The organism is Anabaena sp. 90 (assembly GCF_000312705.1).
GTDB lineage: Bacteria > Cyanobacteriota > Cyanobacteriia > Cyanobacteriales > Nostocaceae > Dolichospermum > Dolichospermum lemmermannii.
Genome location: NC_019427.1, coordinates 742355 through 761432 on the forward strand (window position 1 = coordinate 742355; position 19078 = coordinate 761432).

Annotated in this window: 16 protein-coding genes and 1 pseudogene; 12 read left to right on the plus strand and 5 right to left on the minus strand. The window is 37.1% G+C overall.

Annotated features, from left to right (window positions below):
* Nucleotides 1-25: 25 nt before the first annotated feature.
* Nucleotides 26-451: a Fur family transcriptional regulator gene (locus tag ANA_RS03395; protein WP_015078651.1), complete on the minus strand. Its 426-nt coding sequence runs from the start codon at nt 449-451 to the stop codon at nt 26-28.
* 214 nt (nt 452-665) lie between these two features.
* Between ANA_RS03395 and ANA_RS03400 the strand changes: the two genes are divergently transcribed.
* The 5 genes from ANA_RS03400 to ANA_RS03425 all read left to right on the plus strand — a co-directional run bounded on the left by ANA_RS03400 (nt 666) and on the right by ANA_RS03425 (nt 4988).
* Complete coding sequence (locus ANA_RS03400; protein WP_015078652.1) at nt 666-1238, plus strand: peroxiredoxin; 573 nt, start codon at nt 666-668, stop codon at nt 1236-1238.
* Nucleotides 1239-1490: 252 nt separating this feature from the next.
* Complete coding sequence (locus ANA_RS03405) at nt 1491-1742, plus strand: hypothetical protein (protein ID WP_015078653.1); 252 nt, start codon at nt 1491-1493, stop codon at nt 1740-1742.
* 271 nt (nt 1743-2013) lie between these two features.
* Complete coding sequence (locus ANA_RS03410) at nt 2014-2265, plus strand: hypothetical protein (protein WP_015078654.1); 252 nt, start codon at nt 2014-2016, stop codon at nt 2263-2265.
* Nucleotides 2266-2726: 461 nt separating this feature from the next.
* Entirely contained in the window at nt 2727-3890 is a 1164-nt protein-coding gene (locus ANA_RS03420) for a phosphotransferase (RefSeq protein ID WP_015078656.1), read from the plus strand.
* Nucleotides 3891-3905: 15 nt separating this feature from the next.
* The gene (locus ANA_RS03425) at nt 3906-4988 is read left to right on the plus strand and encodes a T3SS effector HopA1 family protein (protein ID WP_015078657.1); all 1083 of its coding nucleotides are present in this window, start codon (nt 3906-3908) and stop codon (nt 4986-4988) included.
* A 56-nt stretch (nt 4989-5044) separates the two neighbouring features.
* On the opposite strand, the gene ANA_RS03430 is transcribed toward ANA_RS03425, so the two are convergent.
* Both ANA_RS03430 and ANA_RS03435 read right to left on the minus strand, forming a co-directional pair.
* Nucleotides 5045-5833 (minus strand): peptidylprolyl isomerase, encoded by a 789-nt coding sequence (locus tag ANA_RS03430; protein ID WP_015078658.1) that lies wholly within the window; start codon nt 5831-5833, stop codon nt 5045-5047.
* A 209-nt stretch (nt 5834-6042) separates the two neighbouring features.
* A complete protein-coding gene (locus ANA_RS03435) occupies nt 6043-7629 on the minus strand; it encodes a glucose-6-phosphate isomerase (RefSeq protein WP_015078659.1) in 1587 nt (528 codons plus the stop codon).
* A gap of 491 nt (nt 7630-8120) precedes the next feature.
* On the opposite strand from ANA_RS03435, the gene ANA_RS03440 reads away from it, so the two are divergent.
* Complete coding sequence (locus ANA_RS03440; RefSeq protein WP_015078660.1) at nt 8121-9386, plus strand: nitric oxide synthase oxygenase; 1266 nt, start codon at nt 8121-8123, stop codon at nt 9384-9386.
* Here the strand turns inward: ANA_RS03440 and ANA_RS27325 are convergent.
* Nucleotides 9383-9628 (minus strand): annotated as a pseudogene (locus ANA_RS27325) (cytotoxic translational repressor of toxin-antitoxin stability system). The gene ANA_RS03440 and the pseudogene ANA_RS27325 overlap by 4 nt on opposite strands.
* Before the next feature lie 163 nt (nt 9629-9791).
* Here ANA_RS27325 and ANA_RS03445 point away from each other — a divergent pair.
* From ANA_RS03445 to ANA_RS03470, 6 genes are all read left to right on the plus strand, one after another.
* Nucleotides 9792-10925, plus strand: coding sequence for a branched-chain amino acid ABC transporter permease (locus ANA_RS03445; RefSeq protein ID WP_015078662.1), 1134 nt, complete (start codon nt 9792-9794; stop codon nt 10923-10925).
* A 56-nt stretch (nt 10926-10981) separates the two neighbouring features.
* A complete protein-coding gene (locus tag ANA_RS03450; protein WP_015078663.1) occupies nt 10982-11551 on the plus strand; it encodes a Uma2 family endonuclease in 570 nt (189 codons plus the stop codon).
* A gap of 88 nt (nt 11552-11639) precedes the next feature.
* Nucleotides 11640-12425, plus strand: coding sequence for an ABC transporter ATP-binding protein (locus tag ANA_RS03455; protein WP_015078664.1), 786 nt, complete (start codon nt 11640-11642; stop codon nt 12423-12425).
* Nucleotides 12426-12459: 34 nt separating this feature from the next.
* Nucleotides 12460-12672, plus strand: a complete 213-nt coding sequence (locus ANA_RS03460) for a type II toxin-antitoxin system HicB family antitoxin (RefSeq protein ID WP_041458216.1) — start codon at nt 12460-12462, stop codon at nt 12670-12672.
* A 54-nt stretch (nt 12673-12726) separates the two neighbouring features.
* Entirely contained in the window at nt 12727-14085 is a 1359-nt protein-coding gene (locus ANA_RS03465) for a GTP-binding protein (protein WP_015078666.1), read from the plus strand.
* Between the two features lie 243 nt (nt 14086-14328).
* Nucleotides 14329-14589 (plus strand): Calvin cycle protein CP12, encoded by a 261-nt coding sequence (locus tag ANA_RS03470; protein ID WP_015078667.1) that lies wholly within the window; start codon nt 14329-14331, stop codon nt 14587-14589.
* Between the two features lie 76 nt (nt 14590-14665).
* Here ANA_RS03470 and ANA_RS03475 read toward each other — a convergent pair whose 3' ends face one another.
* Nucleotides 14666-18958 (minus strand): NACHT and WD40 repeat domain-containing protein, encoded by a 4293-nt coding sequence (locus ANA_RS03475; RefSeq protein ID WP_051155165.1) that lies wholly within the window; start codon nt 18956-18958, stop codon nt 14666-14668.
* Nucleotides 18959-19078: the final 120 nt, after the last annotated feature.

Sequence of the window (19078 nt, forward strand, 5' to 3'; positions counted from 1 at the left end):
TATGCAATTCTAGTTAACTATTATATCAAACATGGGTGCTGCAAACATCGCACACTCCCTCAACTGTCACTTCATACCGTTCCACTTTTAACCCCTGTCGCAATTGACTGACATCAATATCGGGGAAAGTATTCCAGTTGATATCTTCAATTGCACCACAGCAGTTACAGCGAAAATGATGGTGGGGGGCAACGTTAGCATCATAACGGGAGACACCCTCCTCTAATAGCACTTCTCGCACCAAACCCACCTCTCGCAGTGCCTGAAGTGCCGCATATACGGTTGCCTGAGAAGAGGTGGGTGCTTCATGATTCAAGTCCCTCATAATTTGATCAACCGTCGGGTGATCTCGTCTGGCTAATAGGTTGGCATAAACGCCAAATCGCTGGGGTGTGACTCGCAACCCTCTAGTTTTCAAGGTTTTGACAATATCATTAGCTTTTTGCTGCATAGGATTTACTTAGCTATATAAAAATATAATCCCTCATTATAACGTTCATTTTTTAAGAACTAATATTTTTTAATAAATACATTATAAAATAAGTATTTATGACTATTGACTAATTCATAAATCAGAATTATTCTGATTTATGAGATAAGCTACTGATGCTCTAAGCAAAAGCAGCAACACGAGTTAAAATCTTCCATCTAAAAAAGAGGTATTTATGACTGCTATTACTCACGTTCCAAATGTAGTATTCAAGACTCGTGTGCGGGATGAATCTATCGGTGGACCAAATCCTTACACTTGGAAAGATGTCACCACACAAGAAATTTTTGCCGGTAAGAAAGTAGTATTATTTGCGCTTCCTGGTGCTTTCACTCCTACCTGTTCTTCTACTCATTTGCCTCGCTATGAAGAACTGTTTGAGGAATTCAAAGCGCAAGGTGTTGATCAAATCATTTGTTTGTCAGTTAATGACGCATTTGTAATGTTCCAATGGGGCAAACAACAAGGCGCTAAAAATGTTTTCTTGTTACCAGATGGTAGTGGAGAATTTAGCCGCAAAATGGGAATGTTAGTTGATAAATCTAACATCGGTTTTGGAATGCGTTCTTGGCGTTATGCAATGGTTGTTAATAACGGCGAAATTGAAAAAATGTTCATTGAACCAGGTTTTGAAGATAACTGTGGTAGTGATCCTTTTGAAGTATCTGATGCTGATACCGTTCTTGCTTACCTCAAAGGTGTAGAACGTCCTGCTGCGGTTGCACCTCGGTTAGCATTTGTTGGTTAATTACTAAAGCTAGAAAGAAACTTCCACCTTTTGATAGAGGTAGATAGTTTTTAATTCATCTAAGGCAAGGGAAGTTACTTTTATGAAACTTCCTTTGCTTTTTTTGTTTTGATAGACAAAATACCCTTGATTCTGTCTAATAAATTAGTTTCAAATCATTTATTTTGTCAGATACTATTCCAGAATATAAGAGCAGGATAAATTTATAGCCTGATTCCATATAAATGGAGCATTCAAGGAGGTGAATCAACAATGAGAATTACAATTTCTGAATTAGAAATTAGGCTTGCAGAACCGATTCTGGATCAACTAACACCTTGGGAAATGAAGACTCTTAAAGGTGGTTACGTGATGAGAAAAGACAGAATAAATCCGCCAACAACCAATATAACCAATACAACTGATCTTTCAACAGTATTCAAAGAACTAGACAGTAGTATGGAAAAGTGGAAAATCAGCCTCAAAGATACAACAGATAGCCTAAGAAGCAAATTCGATTTTTAATATCTGCTGTGAAAAAATTCAATATTTTACTTATTTTCGTGTGTTTTCAGATTTATTAACCTGAAGATACACGATTTTTTATGGAGGTTAATTCCATAGTTTGCAGTTTTTATAAAAGACAGAATTCAGATATTTGTGTCTTTTTTACTAGGTTCAAAGCCTTGATTTTTCTATTTTTTATGAATAAAAATAGGAGTAACGGTTAAGGAAACACCAACTTAACCGACTCACAAATTCTAACTTACAAAAACAAATCTTCTTGGAGGAAATTATGGCAACTATTACCCTTTCTCAACTAAATACAACTGGTTCTGAATTATTTGCAGATTCTGAAAGCTATCTTAATGAATTGAATGATGCAGCTTCCGTATCAATCAATGGTGGTGGTAGCGATTTCAGCGGTTTTAGTGCTTATGGTGACTTTGGTGTTAAATATCTAGAATTCTTAGTTGATGGCTATGCGATTGCTAGTATTAAGCATATCGCTAAATCCTTCAGCAATGATTCTCACTACGGACACTAATTACTTGGCTTTGTAGTCAACTACAAAGCCGATATAACTATCCAGGAGTAAAAGTAAAAACTAATCTATGTTACTTACATGAGATTGATTACTAATAATTCTGGATAGTTAATAAAATTGCAGTACACAAAAATCGAATCTTTCTAGAGGTAAGAAATGGCAAACATTAGGATTTCTAATCTAGAGAATACTGACGAAAAAAAGTTTATTATTAATTTAAGTAATCTGGACGCAGTATATGTATTTGGAGGTGAATATAATAATGCTAGTCAAATACTTAATTATGGGGTTAAGGCTCTAGAATTTGTCTTAGTAATTTATGCTATAGATGCCATTTCACTATTAACGAAGACATTTAGAAAATAAATAATTTTCAACCTATCAAGTTAATGATTTTACTAAAACTGAAATTAACTCAGCAATAGCAATTTTACACACATATATTATTATCATTTGAAATCATGCCATTCTTAATAAGTTTTGCAAATGTTTTCAATTACCTTGTTGAAAACAAAATTTGTCAGCCACAAGAGGAGTCCCTAAGTAAAATCGAATTAAAATCTGCTAAAAACTTTAACCTATTAATCACTTTATCAGATGGTCGTCAACTATTAGTAAAACAAGAGCGTTATGATCAAAATGGTAAAACTTTAGGTGAATTTATAGATGAGTGGAGAGTTCATGCTTTTTGGCAAAAATTCCCAGAAATAAATCATTTACGATCATCTTTGTCAGAAGCAATTCATTTTGATTTAGAAAACTCTATCATTGTTTTTAACTATCTAAATCAATATCAAGACTTAGCTGAATTTTACGCGAAAGATCAGGAATTTCCGGAGGAAATTGCTCAGGTAGTTGGAACAACTATTGCAGCTATTCATCGCATGACAATAGACAATAATAACTATCAAAAGTTCTTTGAAAATTCTTTAAAATCTCAAAATATTAACAAAGGATTAGATAGAATTACACCAGAAATATTTGGTCAACTTCCGGCTGATGGTTTAAAGTTTTTTACTCTCTATCAACGTTACGATAATTTAGGAAAAGCAATTACACAATTAAATCAGGCTTTTACTCCTGCTTGTCTCACCCATAATGATCTCAAACTTAATAATATTCTTGTATCTTTGAACTGGGAAACAGACATAGAAGATAAATTACCTGAAAATAAAAATATCATCCGATTAATTGATTGGGAAAGAGGCAGTTGGGGAGATCCTGCTAATGATTTAGGCACAATAATTGCTAGTTATCTGCAAGTTTGGTTATATAGCATAGTCTCTAGTAAAACCATACCAATTGAGGAATGTTTGCGTTTAGCTGCGATTCCCTTATCAATGATTCAACCTTCTTTATCAACATTAGTTACTGCTTATTTAACTACTTTTCCAGAAGTTTTAGAATTGCGTCCAGATTTCTTACAATTAGTGATGCAGTTTAGCGGTTTAGCTTTAATTAGAGCTATTCAAGCTAGACTTCAACATGAAAAAACCTTTGATAATTCAGGTATTTGTATGCTCCAAGTTGCTAAGAGTTTATTATGTCGTCCTCAAGCATCTATTCCCACAATTTTGGGGATGGAATTGTCAACAATAACTGCTAAAAATTTATCTCTTGTTTAGAGAAGGAAGGCTTATATGCAAGTATTAGATTCTATCTATAATCAACTTTTTCAACTTCCAAAAGAATTACAAATAGCACTGCAAAATATTGTTGATCATCTGGAAATTAAATCATTTTATTCTATTAAGCATCCAGATTACAAATTATTAGAATTGCCAGAATCAGTAATCGCTCGGTTTAAAAATCTATCCTTAGATATTCAAGAGAAGCATTTGCGTATTCACTTACGTAATTTTCTCTATAGTGCTTATTACAATGGTTCTTGGCATGATTCTCTTGGTGATGACAATCAAATAAATAACCTCAGTAATAATAGCTTATTTGGCATGGATCTGGCATTTTACGAAAAACTCCATACGAGTAATACAGGTGGAGGTTATTGGAGTAAAAATTGGTTAGTAGTTAATGAAGAAGAAGATGGTTGTTTAGCAGTCCAAAAAAATGGGTTGACTTTGCATATTGAGCGAGATCTATATTTATCAGAAATTGATAAATCAGCTAATGTTGGTGATTTGGTGGGAATCAAAATGCCTAAAAATCTAGTCCAAAATGGGTTTTATATGGCAGTATCTAATCTAGGCACTCAAGATAATCAAGATATTGTTAGAATCTACTTTAATGTATCACCTGATGGGGCGGTATCAGTGATGGATAATGTGACTAGAGAACTCAATAATATGCACATTGCTTTCTCATTTAAAGCTCTATATAATCCTGATGAATATAGCCGTTATGATTCGGCAGTTCTTTACTTTAATAAACATCAATATAAAACAATTTATCCTATGTTACAACAGGTATATTCAGAAAATCAAGATAGTTTTTTCCCACAAGTACCGTTGTTTACTAAGCAACTAGCACCAGGATTAGGTTGTGCTGAAGAACCAACTAATAAACTGGCAGAAAAAGAAAGTTTTGGGACTAATCGTTGTCAAATGATTGCTAATGGTTTAATTGCTGCTTGGCAAGGGGGGAATAATCATCCTGAAAGTCGTATGAAAGCTATTTTGGAACAATTTGCATTACACAAAATTAATTTACAATATCCTTATCTTAATCCCGATTCAAAGGATATTTATACTACTTTAGATGGATGATACTCACTCAGATCCCCGACTTCTTTAAGAAGTCGGGGATCTAACTATTTTCAATTTTAACTAGCTTCACTAAATATTTCTATGGGAGAAACAGGAGAATTTATTTCATCTCCTAATGTGGCAACAATTTCTAATTTATTAACTTGCTCTTTTAACCAATTGCTAAATAAATCTCCGAGAATTGCTACGCGCATTTGTTCATTCAATTCGGGGGCAATAATTTCTTCAACTATAATGATATGGACTCCTTTAGGTGTAATGACTGGTTTAATAATTTCTGGGGGATTAGCTGCAAAAACTGCGGCAGCAATTTCTGGTCGAAAATCACTACGTTTGCGGATACCTTGATATCCTCCAGCGCGACGAATTTCGGGATTTTCGATATATTGACGAGCTACTTCTTGAAAACTAATTTCTCCTTCTTGAAGAGCATAAAATATTTCTAAAGCTAGATCTTCATCATCTAATATGACTTCATAGGTAACTGCTCCGCTGTAATCAAGTTGGTGAGCATAAAAGAATGGTTCAACTTTTTCAGCGAATAAATGATGAGCTAATTTTGCTGATAGGAGATTGAGATTTGCTACTTCTTCAAAGTTATCTAAGGAAAGATAATGTTTTTGTAACCATTGCCATGTGTCCTCTGCTTTAAGTAGATTATTAACTAATCGTAAACTATCTGCGGATTGTTGTAATTCTGCTATTTCGATGGTAATATTTTCTTTTTTAGCAGTTTCTGTAATAATTGTTCTGGTGGCGATCGCTTCTAACAAACTAGGGATTTGACAAGATATTTTGAGGTGATAAATAATATCTTCTTTGGATATTTTTACAATATTGGACATAATTTAATCTCCTGAATTTACTGAATTTATTAAAAATTCTTTTTTCTGGCTTAAATAAGTTATTAGCGTATCTATCATATTTACCTAATATGTTATTTTTTTATCTCTATCTAATGATACTTTTAATATTTTTGATAATTTATAGCCACAAAACAAGATCCCCGACTTCTTAAAGAAGTCGGGGATCTAAATTAAGGGGATCTAAATTTTTAACCGAGAGAAACAGTTAAACTTCCAGGTTTAGCTAAATCACCAGTTAACACCACACCCCGATTATTGGTGTGTAAATGACGGAGAATTTTGTAAATTGCTTCCACTTCCTCAGCAGCGCCGGACATATCTGCAAGTTCAGAAATAGAAAGTGCTTTTTTCTGAGTTTTTAACACTTCTAAGACTCGGTTTTGTAAATCCAGAATCACAGCAGCGGCTTTTTTACCAGCTTCCACACCTGGTTGGTGATAAGCATTGACATTTATTAAACTGGCATATAAACTCACAGCCCGTTCATACAATGCAATTAACGCGCCAACTGTGCGAGCATTAACTTGAGGAATAGTGACTGTAATCGAATCGCGGTGATTCTCATACAATGCTTGACGAGTTCCTAACAAGAAACCACAAAGATAATCACCGGAAGTGACTCCAGGATCAACTTCTACGGATTTTCCTTGACGATCTTCCAAAACTTCAATTAAGGTAGCAAAGAAATTGGGGACACCTTCGCGCAACTGTTGCACATAGGCGTGTTGGTCGGTAGAACCTTTGTTACCATAAACTGCAATCCCTTGAAATACAGTCTTCCCATCTAAATCTTTTTCTTTACCCAAGGATTCCATGATCAGTTGTTGCAAATAGCGGCTAAATAGCAACAGGCTGTCTTTGTACGGGAGGACTACCATATCTTTTTCACCTTTGCCATTTCCTGAGAAATACCAAGCAAGGGCTAATAAAGCGGCTGGGTTGTTTTTGAGATTGGGGACGCGGGTGGCATCATCCATTTCTTTTGCACCATCCAGCATGGCACGGATATCAATGCCCTGTAATGCCGCAGGTACTAGCCCTACAGCGGACATTTCTGAGGTACGTCCACCTACCCAATCGTACATGGAAAACCGGGCTAACCAATTTTCAGCTTTGGCGACTTGATCCAGGTTGCTATCTTGTCCGGTAATCGCAACTGCATATTTAGCAAAGTCTAATTTTTTGGCTGTGTAGGCTTGTTTAACCTCAATCATGCCGTTGCGAGGTTCGGGTGTGCCTCCAGATTTGGAAATGACTAATACCAAAGTGGTGGCTAGTTTATCGCCAAGTTGGGCAAGAACCCGGTCAATTCCGGTGGGGTCGGAATTGTCTATAAAGTGAATTTGTAGGGGTGGTAGGTCGGGGGATAGGGCTTGGGTGACAAATTGTGGACCCAAGGCTGAACCACCAATACCAATGGAAATGATATCTGTAAAGCGGCATTCCTTGGGGGGATGAATTGCCCCGGTGTGTACCTGGTCGGCAAATGCTTCGATTTGTTCTAAGGTTTGAACTATTTCTTGGGTGAGTTCGGGGGTGGGGGCTAAATCTGGATTCCGCAACCAGTAATGTCCTACCATGCGGTTTTCGTCGGGATTGGCGATCGCCCCTTTTTCCAATTCTGCCATATCCGCAAACGCTTTCTCGAACTTAGGTTGTAACGATGCCACAAACCCATCATCAAAACGCATTCGACTGATATCTAAATACAGTCCTAATCCCTCGTGTAAATATAACCAATCTTGGTATCGTTGCCAAAGTGCCTGAGCATCCATAAGAGGGAATTCTCAAATATATTGATCAAACTCCAGTTTAATGTATGGTTTTGGCGATCCCTGCTTTGTCTTATACAGTTTGTAATCATCTGCCGAAACATAGGGAAAATGTGCTATATAATATATCATCAGTAATTATTCAGATCCCTGATTTCTCTAAGAAGTTCGGAATTTTGTGCTTCAGTTCAACTCTTCACTACGTGAACTACGTGAATCTTAAAAGCTTTAATCACTTAACTCATTCTCTAACACAGTGCTAATATCTAACCGTATTAGCACTGTGTCCGCTGTTTTGTAATAGTCCCCCGACTTTTATCTAAGAGGATGTTTGAAAACTTTCTCGTGTGGGATCTGACACCCGCAGATCCCCCTAAATCCCCCTTAAAAAGGGGGACTTTGAGGAATTTAGCCCCCCTTTGTAAGGGGGGTTGGGGGGATCTCGATTAATTCTGATACTTTTCAAACATCCTCTAAGATTAAGGATTAATAAAATGCTAAATAAGATATTATTTTTGTTGATAGGCTTCAAAAAAGACACAGTAAAATACTTGCTATCTTTAATTAAAAAAATAAATATTAAATTCCCAAAAATCAACTTAAAATCCCATCCATCAAAAACTAAAAGTAACCAAACAGATCAAATAATTTGTGAAGTTCAAGAGTTCTTATTTTTATTACAAAAAGAATGTCAGTTATATTTATCTGAAACTCAAAGATTCACAGATATAAAAAATGAAATAAAAGCAACAGGAACATATTGGCAAACTTATGATGAGTTAGCTTATGGTGCTAAATTGGCATGGCGTAATAGCACTAGATGTATAGGTCGTAACTATTGGGATTTATTGGCAGTTAGTGATTACCGCAGTTTAAATAAACCAGATGAAATATTTGATGCTTTAGTAGAACATTTAAGGTTGGCTACTAATGAAGGTCGAATTAAACCTTTGATCACTGTTTTTGCACCGCAAGAACCCAATCAACCAGGAATCCGAATCTGGAATGAACAACTTATTCGCTATGCAGGTTATAAACAATCTGATGGTTCTATTATTGGTGATCCAAAATATGTAGAGTTCACAAAAATTGTTCATCAAATGGGATGGAAAGGAAGTAAAGGCACTCCTTTTGATATTTTACCAATTGTCATTCAAATGCCTAACCAGCAACCTCATTTATTCGAGTTACCTCCTGATGTAGTTCTTGAAGTATCAATTCAACATCCTGAATATCCTTGGTTTGCTGAATTGGGTTTGAGGTGGCACGCAGTACCATTAATTAGCAATATGATGTTAGATATTGGTGGACTTAAATATACATCTGCTCCCTTTAATGGTTGGTATATGGGAACTGAAATTGGATCTCGTAATTTTGGAGATGAATCTCGTTATAACTTGTTATTTATCGTCGCACAAAAATTAGGTTTGAATCCTCGATCTAGCTACACATTATGGCGAGATCGTGCTTTAGTAGAATTAAATGTCGCTGTTCTTTACTCATTTCAAAAAGCTGGCGTAACTATCGTTGATCATCATACAGAAAGTCGTCATTTTATCCAGTTTGAAAATAAAGAAAAATTAAATAAAAGATGTGCTTATGCAGACTGGTCTTGGATTGTGCCTCCGATGTCTGGGTCTGCAACTCCAGTTTTTCATCGCACTTATGAAAATATTGAGCTAAAACCTAATTTCTTTTATCAACCTGACCCTTGGCAACAATCTGATGTTTACCTCAAATTAAAGTGTCCCGTTACCTAAACATCCGGCATTGGCACAACACGCAGAAACCTAACTATTTCTCCCCTAATTTCTATACACCTATCAAATAATTATCTAAAGCGGAAGAAAATCCCCTCCTCGTCCAACTGTCGTAATTCTGGCAGGTAATGGAATTGTAACTTTTCCGCTAATTCAATAAGGACAAAATTATACACCCGTTCATAGCACGTGGGTTCTAAACTTTTGAAGTCCACTAAAAAAGATTCAAAATACACTACAATTTATGGCACTAAGAAGCAGGGCAGCAAATAAATAATTATTACTGACAACTAACTAAATTAAGCTATAACGCATCTAAATTTGATTTAGTGAAGTTAGAAAATAAGCCATCAAACTCTTCTCTGTTCCCTGTTCCCAACCAGTAATTTAAATGCGTGACAGCTTATGATCGAATACCTGATTTTTCTCGCTATTTCTACCGCCACCTTCGCCCTGTTCGGACTAGGACTCAATCTCCAATGGGGTTTTACCGGTTTAATTAACTTTGGTCATATTGCTTTTATGACTTTGGGTGCGTATACGACGGTTTTATTAAGTCTCAAGGGCGTACCATTACTGCTATCGGCGGGAATTGGGGCAATTGTTGCCGCAATGCTAGGTTTAGTAATTGGCTTTGCAACTTTGCGGTTACGCGAAGATTATCTTTCAATTGTCACCATTGGTACAGGTGAATTAATTCGATTAATAGTCAATAATCAGGATTTACCTGTAGGTAATACGTGGATATCGGGATCTTTCGGTGTGCAAAGTTATGTTATCCCTTTATCAACAACTCCCAATTTATTTTTCCGTTTGGTAATGATTGGAGTATTAACTTTATTAGCAGGAATTACATTATTTTCCCTATGGCGTTGGGTACGGACTGCTCAAATTTCTGCAAGTAATAGTATAGTTAGAAATAGTAGTCTTAAACAAGAATTTACCTCTCGGTTAATAGTCGGAATTGCTTTAGGGTTATTAGCTGTTGCAATTTATATTTCTGGTGTGATTGGACTCTATAATTATAATCCCAAAGCCGGGTTAATGTTGTTCATATTGTTAATTTTAGCTTTTGTCTTTTGGCGGTTAGAAATTTTAGTGCGATCGCCTTGGGGAAGAGTGCTAAAATCTATTCGTGAAGATGAAGAAATTCCCAAAGCCTTAGGCAAAAACGTTTTCTCCTATAAACTACAATCATTAATGTTAGGTGGGGCAATTGCGGGCATTGCTGGAGCATTTTTTGCTTGGCAACTAGGCGCAATTTACCCCGATAACTTCCAACCCCAACTTACCTTTGATGCCTGGATTATGGTAATTTTAGGTGGTTCTGGCAACAATCTGGGAACTATTTTAGGTGCAGTCATTTTCTTTACCTATGATGCCCTCACTAGAGAATTTTTACCCAAAATTGTTCCCCTAGATGTAGAACGGATTGGTGCGTTTCGGATCATGTTTATTGGGTTACTTTTAATGGTATTGATGATTTGGCGACCTCAAGGGATTTTAGGGAAAAAGGAGGAACTGACTCTTGGTAAATAATTGGGCATTTGTGATGTTAAAATAGTTGATACAAGCCGTTTATGGGAGGAATAGCCATGATAGTTGCAACTGCTAACAAGATGACTTTGGAAGAATTTCTTCAGTTTGACGATGGGACGGATAATTTATATGAATTAGATAATGGAGAATTAATTCCTATGCCTTTAGAAAGTGAGCTAAATCGGCGAATAGCTACATTTTTATTAATCTATTTTTCTAAATTGGGTATTCCCTATTACCGCTTGAGTATGAAAACAGAAATTGCTGTGAATAGTCGCCAAGTGGGGGTGCGTGTTCCTGATTTGGTGGTGTTTTCTGAAGAATTAGCTCAGGTGATGCAGGGGGCTACACGCTCGCTGATTTTAATGGATATGCCGCCGCCTCTGTTGGTGGTTGAGGTAGTGAGTCCAAATCAGGAAAATCGTGATTATCGTTATAAGCGTTCTGAGTATGCAGCGCGGGGAATTACTGAGTATTGGATTGTTGATCCAATTGGGCAAAAAGTGACGGTTTTAGAATGGGTGGAGGGTTTTTATGAGGAGCAGGTTTATAGGGGAGATGATATGATTTGTTCGCCTCTATTTAGTGATTTAAAGTTAACTGTGGCTGAGGTTTTCCAGGGATAAAATTTGATGAACTCCGACAATTTTTATTTCATAACAATAATTAAAAACCAACAAAAAACCTAAAAATGAAGTTGAGAAGAAAATTATAATGGTAAATAATATCGCATCACCCCAACTACCTCTTTTAGCTGCAACTGGACTTTCTAAAAATTTTGGCGGCATTAAAGCAGTTCAGGAAGCTAATATTGAAGTAATCAAAGGTAGCATTACTGGGTTAATTGGTCCAAATGGGGCTGGTAAAACCACTTTATTTAATTTACTCTCTAATTTTATTCGTCCCGATAAGGGTAGAGTGATTTTTGATGGTGAACCCATTCATCAATTACAACCATACCAAATTGCCCAACAGGGATTAGTGAGAACCTTTCAAGTTGCCCGGGTTTTATCGAAGTTATCAGTATTAGAAAATATGCTTTTGGGAGCGCAAAAACAAACCGGGGAGAACTTTTGGCAAGTACAATTTCAACCCCACATTGTTGCTAAGGAAGAAAAGCAACTAAAAGAACGGGCAATGTTTTTATTAGAGTCAGTAGGTTTAGAAAAAAAAGCCGCTGATTATGCCGGTGGTTTATCTGGGGGACAGCGGAAACTTTTAGAAATCGGTCGGGCATTGATGACTAATCCTAAGTTAATATTGCTAGATGAACCTGCTGCTGGCGTAAATCCCAGATTAATTGATGACATATGCGATCGCATTCTAGCGTGGAATCGTCACGACGGTATGACATTTTTGATTATTGAACATAACATGGACGTAATTATGTCCTTATGTGATCGAGTTTGGGTATTAGCTGAAGGACAAAATCTAGCCGTTGGTAGCCCTACAGAAATCCAAAATAATACCAAAGTTTTAGAAGCATATTTAGGACAATGATATTATATTAGATATGCCCAAAAAAATTAGAGAACTGAAATATACAATTGTTATTCAATGGTCAAATGAAGATAAATGTTATGTAGTCTCATTACCAGATTTTACAGATATTATGCAACCTTGTACTCATGGAGACACTTATGAAGAGGCTTTGAAAAATGCCCAAGAAGTTTTAGAAATGCTGATTTCATCTTATTTAGAAGACGGACAACCAATACCCGAACCGCAAATTATCGGCATTAATTAGATCCCCGACTTCTTTAAGAAGTCGGGGATCTGAAAATCCACAATCAAAAATCCTATGAATCGTAACCTACAAGAAACTCATTTAAATCGCGCCCGTGCTAGTCTCAGACAAGCATTATCTTGGTATGGATATCTCCGTAAATCGGGACAAATGGCAGCAAATCCAGAGTTAGCAAGTTTGCTAAAACCAGAAATAGAAACCTTAAATGCCACACTCAATAAATTAGATGCCAATGTTATCAGAATTGCCGCTTTTGGTTTAGTCAGTCGGGGAAAATCAGCAGTATTAAATTCTTTATTGGGAGAAAAAATTCTGCAAACCGGACCCCTAAATGGTGTCACTCAATGGCCGCGTTCTGTACCTTGGAAACCAGGAGATAAGGTATTAGTCGAATTAATTGATACTCCCGGTTTAGATGAAATTGAAGGCGATTCACGGGCGCAAATGGCACGAGACGTAGCGCGTCAAGCTGATTTAATCTTGTTTGTGGTTTCTGGGGATATTACGAGAACTGAATATCAAGGATTATTAGAATTACGTCAAGCACAAAAACCTTTAATTTTGGTATTTAATAAAATTGATTTATATCCCGATACAGATAAAAATGCAATTTATAAAAATCTGCAACAATTAGGGGCAGGAAATATCCAAAATCAGCCATTATTACCTGATGAAATTGTGATGATATCGGCTGAACCTGCACCAATGGAAGTGAGAGTAGAATATGCAGATGGAAGCGTTACTTCTGAATGGGAAACACCGCCACCGCAAGTAGATGAATTAAAGCAAACAATCTTAAATATATTAAATCGAGAAGGACGATCTCTTTTAGCTTTAAATGCACTAATTCAAGCTAGAGAATCCGAAGAAAATATCGCCCAAAAAACCGTTCATATCCGCGAAAAAGAAGCAGAAGATATAATTTGGAGGTTTAGCCAATATAAAGCCCTAGCCATTGGCTTAAATCCCATTGCTTTCTTAGATATAATAGGTGGTTTAATTACCGATTTAGCCTTAATTCGGGCATTAGCTAAATTGTATGGTTTACCCATGACTAGCTATGAAGCTAGTGAATTATTAAAAACAATTTTATTTAGTTCTGGTGGTTTATTATTAAGTGAAATTGGCAGTAGTTTTATATTAGGTTTAGGTAAAAGTGCCGCAGCCATAGCTAGTGGTGATAATCCCTTTAATATTACTACTTTTTTCGGGAGTGCATTAGCCCAAGGTGGAATTGCCGGTTATGGTGCTTATACAGTCGGTAAAGCCGCCCAGTTATATCTAGAAAAAGGCTGTACTTGGGGACAATTGGGTGCTAACACCGTCATTCAGGAAATTTTGTCACAAGTTGATAAAAATACTATTTTGTATCGCTTACAGCAAGAATTAGGCAGTACTTTTGGTGAATTTTGAAATTACACAAGATTGTAGGGGTAAAGCATTGCTAAACCCTTCCTTCTTTCTAACTCCTAACTTCTGACTCCTGACGTATCATGTCATGGTTATCCCATCATAGAATCAAAAAGTATATAAATTAACTAAAAATAATTATTTGAATTGTTACTCTGAAAAAGAGTTTACCAACTATGAGTAATTCTCTTCATTAGCAATCCTTGAAATTCCTAATTAACCTTTATCTCCCTCAAAAAAGGTAACATGATCATGGTCTCCCTAAACGAAGTTATCAATGGTAAAAAACCCATTGAAGAAGCAATTCTTGAAGCGATTACAGAAGCGCGGACAACCTGTACAGAAAATGGCAATAATTCCGCCAATTGTGCAGTAGCATGGGATATTGTCGAAGAATTGCAAGCAGAAAAAGCCCATCAAAAACAAGCAAAACACCGCAAAACAGCCCTAGAAGACTACTGCGAAATGTATCCAGATGCGTTGGAATGTTTGATTTACGATCTTTAATTATCTTTAATTTAGATCAGGGTTTAGCATTGTGCTTTACCCCTACCCAATTTATGATCAAAAAATATAAAACCCCCTACTCCACAGCCCCCAACGCCTTCAAAGTTAATATTTCCGCCCGGCTTAACCCCTTCACCCCCTGAATCTTCAACCCTGCATATAACCTATGGTCAAAGGTAGCGATACAGTCCCCAGTCTGCACATTCCACAGTTTCACCGTTTCATCATAACTACCACTAGCCAAGGTCAGACCATCTCCACTCCAGGCTACTGACCTAACAAAATGGCTATGACCCTCTAGGGTTCGCACACAGTCCCCAGACTGGACATTCCACAGTTTCACCGTATTATCATTACTACCACTAGCCAAGGTCAGACCATCTCCACTCCAGGCTACTGAGTTAACCCAATCGCTATGACCCTCTAGGGTTCGCCCACAGTCCCCAGACTGGACATCCCACAGTTTCACCGTATTATTATTACTACCACTAGCCAAGGTCAGACCATCTCCACTCCAGGCTACTGAGCGAACCCAATCGCTATGACCCTCTAGGGTTCGCCCACAGTCCCCAGTCTGCATATCCCACAGTTTTACCGTTTTATCTTTACTACCACTAGCCAAGGTCAGACCATCTCCACTCCAGGCTACTGAGTTAACCCAATCGCTATGACCTTCTAGGGTTCGCACACAGTCCCCAGTATGCACATTCCACAGTTTCACGGTTTTATCTTTACTACCACTAGCCAAGGTCAGACCATCTCCACTCCAGGCTACTGAGTTAACCCAATCGCTATGACCTTCTAGGGTTCGCACACAGTCCCCAGTATGCACATTCCACAGTTTCACGGTTTTATCATCACTACCACTAGCCAAGGTCAGACCATCTCCACTCCAGGCTACTGACCTAACAAAATGGCTATGACCCTCTAGGGTTCGCACACAGTCCCCAGTCTGCACATTCCACAGTTTCATCGTATTATCATCCAAACTACCACTAGCCAAGGTCTGACCATCTCCACTCCAGGCTAATGACAAAACCAAATGGCTATGACCCTGTAAAGTCCGCACACAGTCCCCAGACTGGACATCCCACAGTTTTACCGTTTTATCATTACTACCACTAGCCAATGTCTGACCATCTCCACTCCAGGCTAATGACATAACCCAATGGCTATGACCCTCTAGGGTTCGCACACAGTCCCCAGACTGGACATCCCACAGTTTTACCGTTTTATCTTTACTACCACTAGCCAAGGTCAGACCATCTCCACTCCAGGCTAATGACAAAACCAAATGGCTATGACCCTGTAAAGTCCGCACACAGTCCCCAGACTGGACATCCCACAGTTTCACCGTATTATTATTACTACCACTAGCCAAGATCAGACCATCTCGACTCCAGGCTACTGAGTTAACCCAATTGCTATGACCCTCTAGGGTTCGCACACAGTCCCCAGACTGGACATCCCACAGTTTTACCGTATTATCAAGACTACCACTAGCCAAGGTCTGACCATCTCGACTCCAGGCTACTGACAAAACCCAATTGCTATGACCCTCTAGGGTTCGCACACAGTCCCCAGTCTGCATATCCCACAGTTTCACCGTATTATCACCACTACCACTAGCCAAGGTCTGACCATCTCGACTCCAGGCTACTGAGTTAACCCAATTGCTATGACCCTCTAGGGTTCGCACACAGTCCCCAGTCTGCATATCCCACAGTTTTACCGTATTATCACGACTACCACTAGCCAAGGTAAGACCATCTCCACTCCAGGCTACTGAGTAAACCCCACTGCTATGACCTACCAATGTCAATAATTCCCGTCCTGTTAAAGCATTCCAAATTTGAACTCTATCATCACTATCTCCTGTAGCAAGGTATTTCCCATCTGGACTAAAAGCAACAGAATAAACTGATCCTAATGCCTTAGCAAAAAAAGCATCTGTTAAATTTGCTCCCGTCAGGTTGACATTATACAAACTAGCCAAACCAAAATTTACACCAGGTATAACTGTCTCACTCAAATCCTGTTTTTCTAAAGCAAACCGACTCCCTTTTAATAACAACTGTACCGCATTACTACCACAGTAACCTGCAATTGTTTCAGTTTTACCTTTGGTGGCTTTGACCTCTGCTAATAAACGTTGATTTGCTGTTGTTGACAACATGGGAAACATTAAATCTAAGACGGCTTTGGCTAAGAGAGTTTTCCCAAAAGTTTGACTTAAATCTATTTTTCCTTGGTCGTAGGGAAGAACCTCCACAACTTCCTGAAAATCTGCTGCTAAAATGCCTAATTCTCGTCCCAATTTATAGGACACAAAAAATTCTAATAATGAACGATGGGCAGGATAATAATCACCATCAGCATTTCTAATTAACATGGTTTGCCCCATCATATCATAATGCCAATGATCTAAATCTTTTTGTTCCTGTACCGTTTCACCAAAATAACTACGAATTAAATCAGGAAATTCTTTATAATTTAAACTCATTTTGTCATTCGACAGCATTTCCCAGGATAATTCACACAAGAAATATAATTTATCTGCCATTGAGGTAAAAGTGCGGTCAGCTTTAATATCCCGTGCCATTTTCTGACGCACTGCATAGAGATAAACACGGGAAATATCCACAGGTTTACCAGCTTCAATATCCGGTAATGCTTCCATAATCAAATCAATCATTACCGGACGACGTGCCAAATCTAATAATTGTTCATTATTAATGATACTATCAACGGTTTCTGGTGTGGCTTTAAAATTAAGTACCTGTTTGATCTGTTGATCATCAAATTTTTCTAATTCTAAAACTTCAAATTGGGGTGGTTCTCCTGTGAGATTAGAAGTAGATGCTTGTAATTCTGCATTTAACAGGCTGCGTCCTTCTAATGCTTCGGGGAAATGTTCAGTCCGACAGGTTAAAATTGCTTTTGTTCCTTCTGTTCCCACAACTTTTGCTAATTCCCAGAAATTATTAATCATTGCTTGACGGTCTACCCGTGCGGCCATTTCGTCAAAGCCATCAAAAATTAATAATAATTTCCCCATGCCGTTAAGTTGTTCAAAGGCAGAATATCCAGGTAAACCAATTTGATGTTTACGAAAAAAGAACTCAGAAAATAGAGATTCAACACTCACCGCCTTAGCATAATCTCTTAAAGGAATCACTAAAGGAATACGCGGTCTTTGAGTACCTTTCTCTTTTGCTTCTAAATATTTTTTCAAAGCCAACCAAGCATAATGGAAAGCAAACCAAGTTTTACCTGTACCAAATTCCCCTAAAACCGATAAATGTTCTTTAACTGGGTCATCTAACCATTGATTAATATAACCCTCAATCCAATCGTCTTCTTTACCATAATGACTAACGCCAATATGACGTTTAGTTACTAAATCAATTTCTTCTTTAGTACAAGCCAAGGGAACATAATATTTATCAATTCCTCGGCTTTTAACTTCTGTTTCTAACCAATTAAAATAACCATTAAAATCAGCTTTTTTTTCGATTAATTCATCAAAGGTATAACAAAAAATCTGTTTTTTTTCTGATTTTTCAACTGTCTCTCTAGCTGCTTTACTAACTCGACGCGGTGCAACAATCCAACCTTGATCAACTTTTTGAGTTTCTACGATTGTTTTAACTGCATTAATATCATTAATTCCTGCTTCTGCTTCTACTCCGTGAATTAAAATGCGGTAATATCCTCCTAGTGGATGGGGAATATTAATAATCCATTCAAAATATTCTTTTTCTAAGACTTCGTAATTTTCAAATTTATAACCCAGTGTTTCAAACCATTTTTTTAATTGTTTAGCTAATTCTGTTTCTCTGGGAATTTCCCCAGGTGATAATAATTGCTGTTGACTTTGTGCTAATTGGGTAATTTGTTTTTGAATTTCTGGTAAAGGATTTAAACTATTTTGTAAACTCTCTAATTTATGGTCTTGTAAAATTTCCGTTGCTGTTCTAGCTCGTTTGGCAATTTCCACAAATAACCGGGCAAATTCAGTCAATTCTCGGCGATAATCAATATTTTGATCTTTGATTTTATTGCCAATATCAGAACTTTGAATAAAATTATCTAATGTTTGAATATTAAAACTTCTATTTTGACTAAATGCTTGCTGAAATTCTTTTTTAATTTCTTTTTCTTTAAATAACTGTAAAATAACTTTTTGTTTACCTACACCATACTCAATTAAAGTATAAACATAAACTCCCTCAAAATCATTTGGTGGTGTATCTGATTTTAAACCAAATTTATTTAACAATCGTAATCGTATTTCGCTATACTTTAATTTATCTAAGACTTCATGTACTGTTTCCCCAATTAATGCGTCAACAACCTTATCAAGCATAAACAAAATCTGGTATAACGAATCCTTACTGTTTATACCATCAAACACATTTATCTGTCAAGCTGCTAAAAAATCACTTTTATACTAAACACGGTTGAGACATGGACTTTTACAAAATTA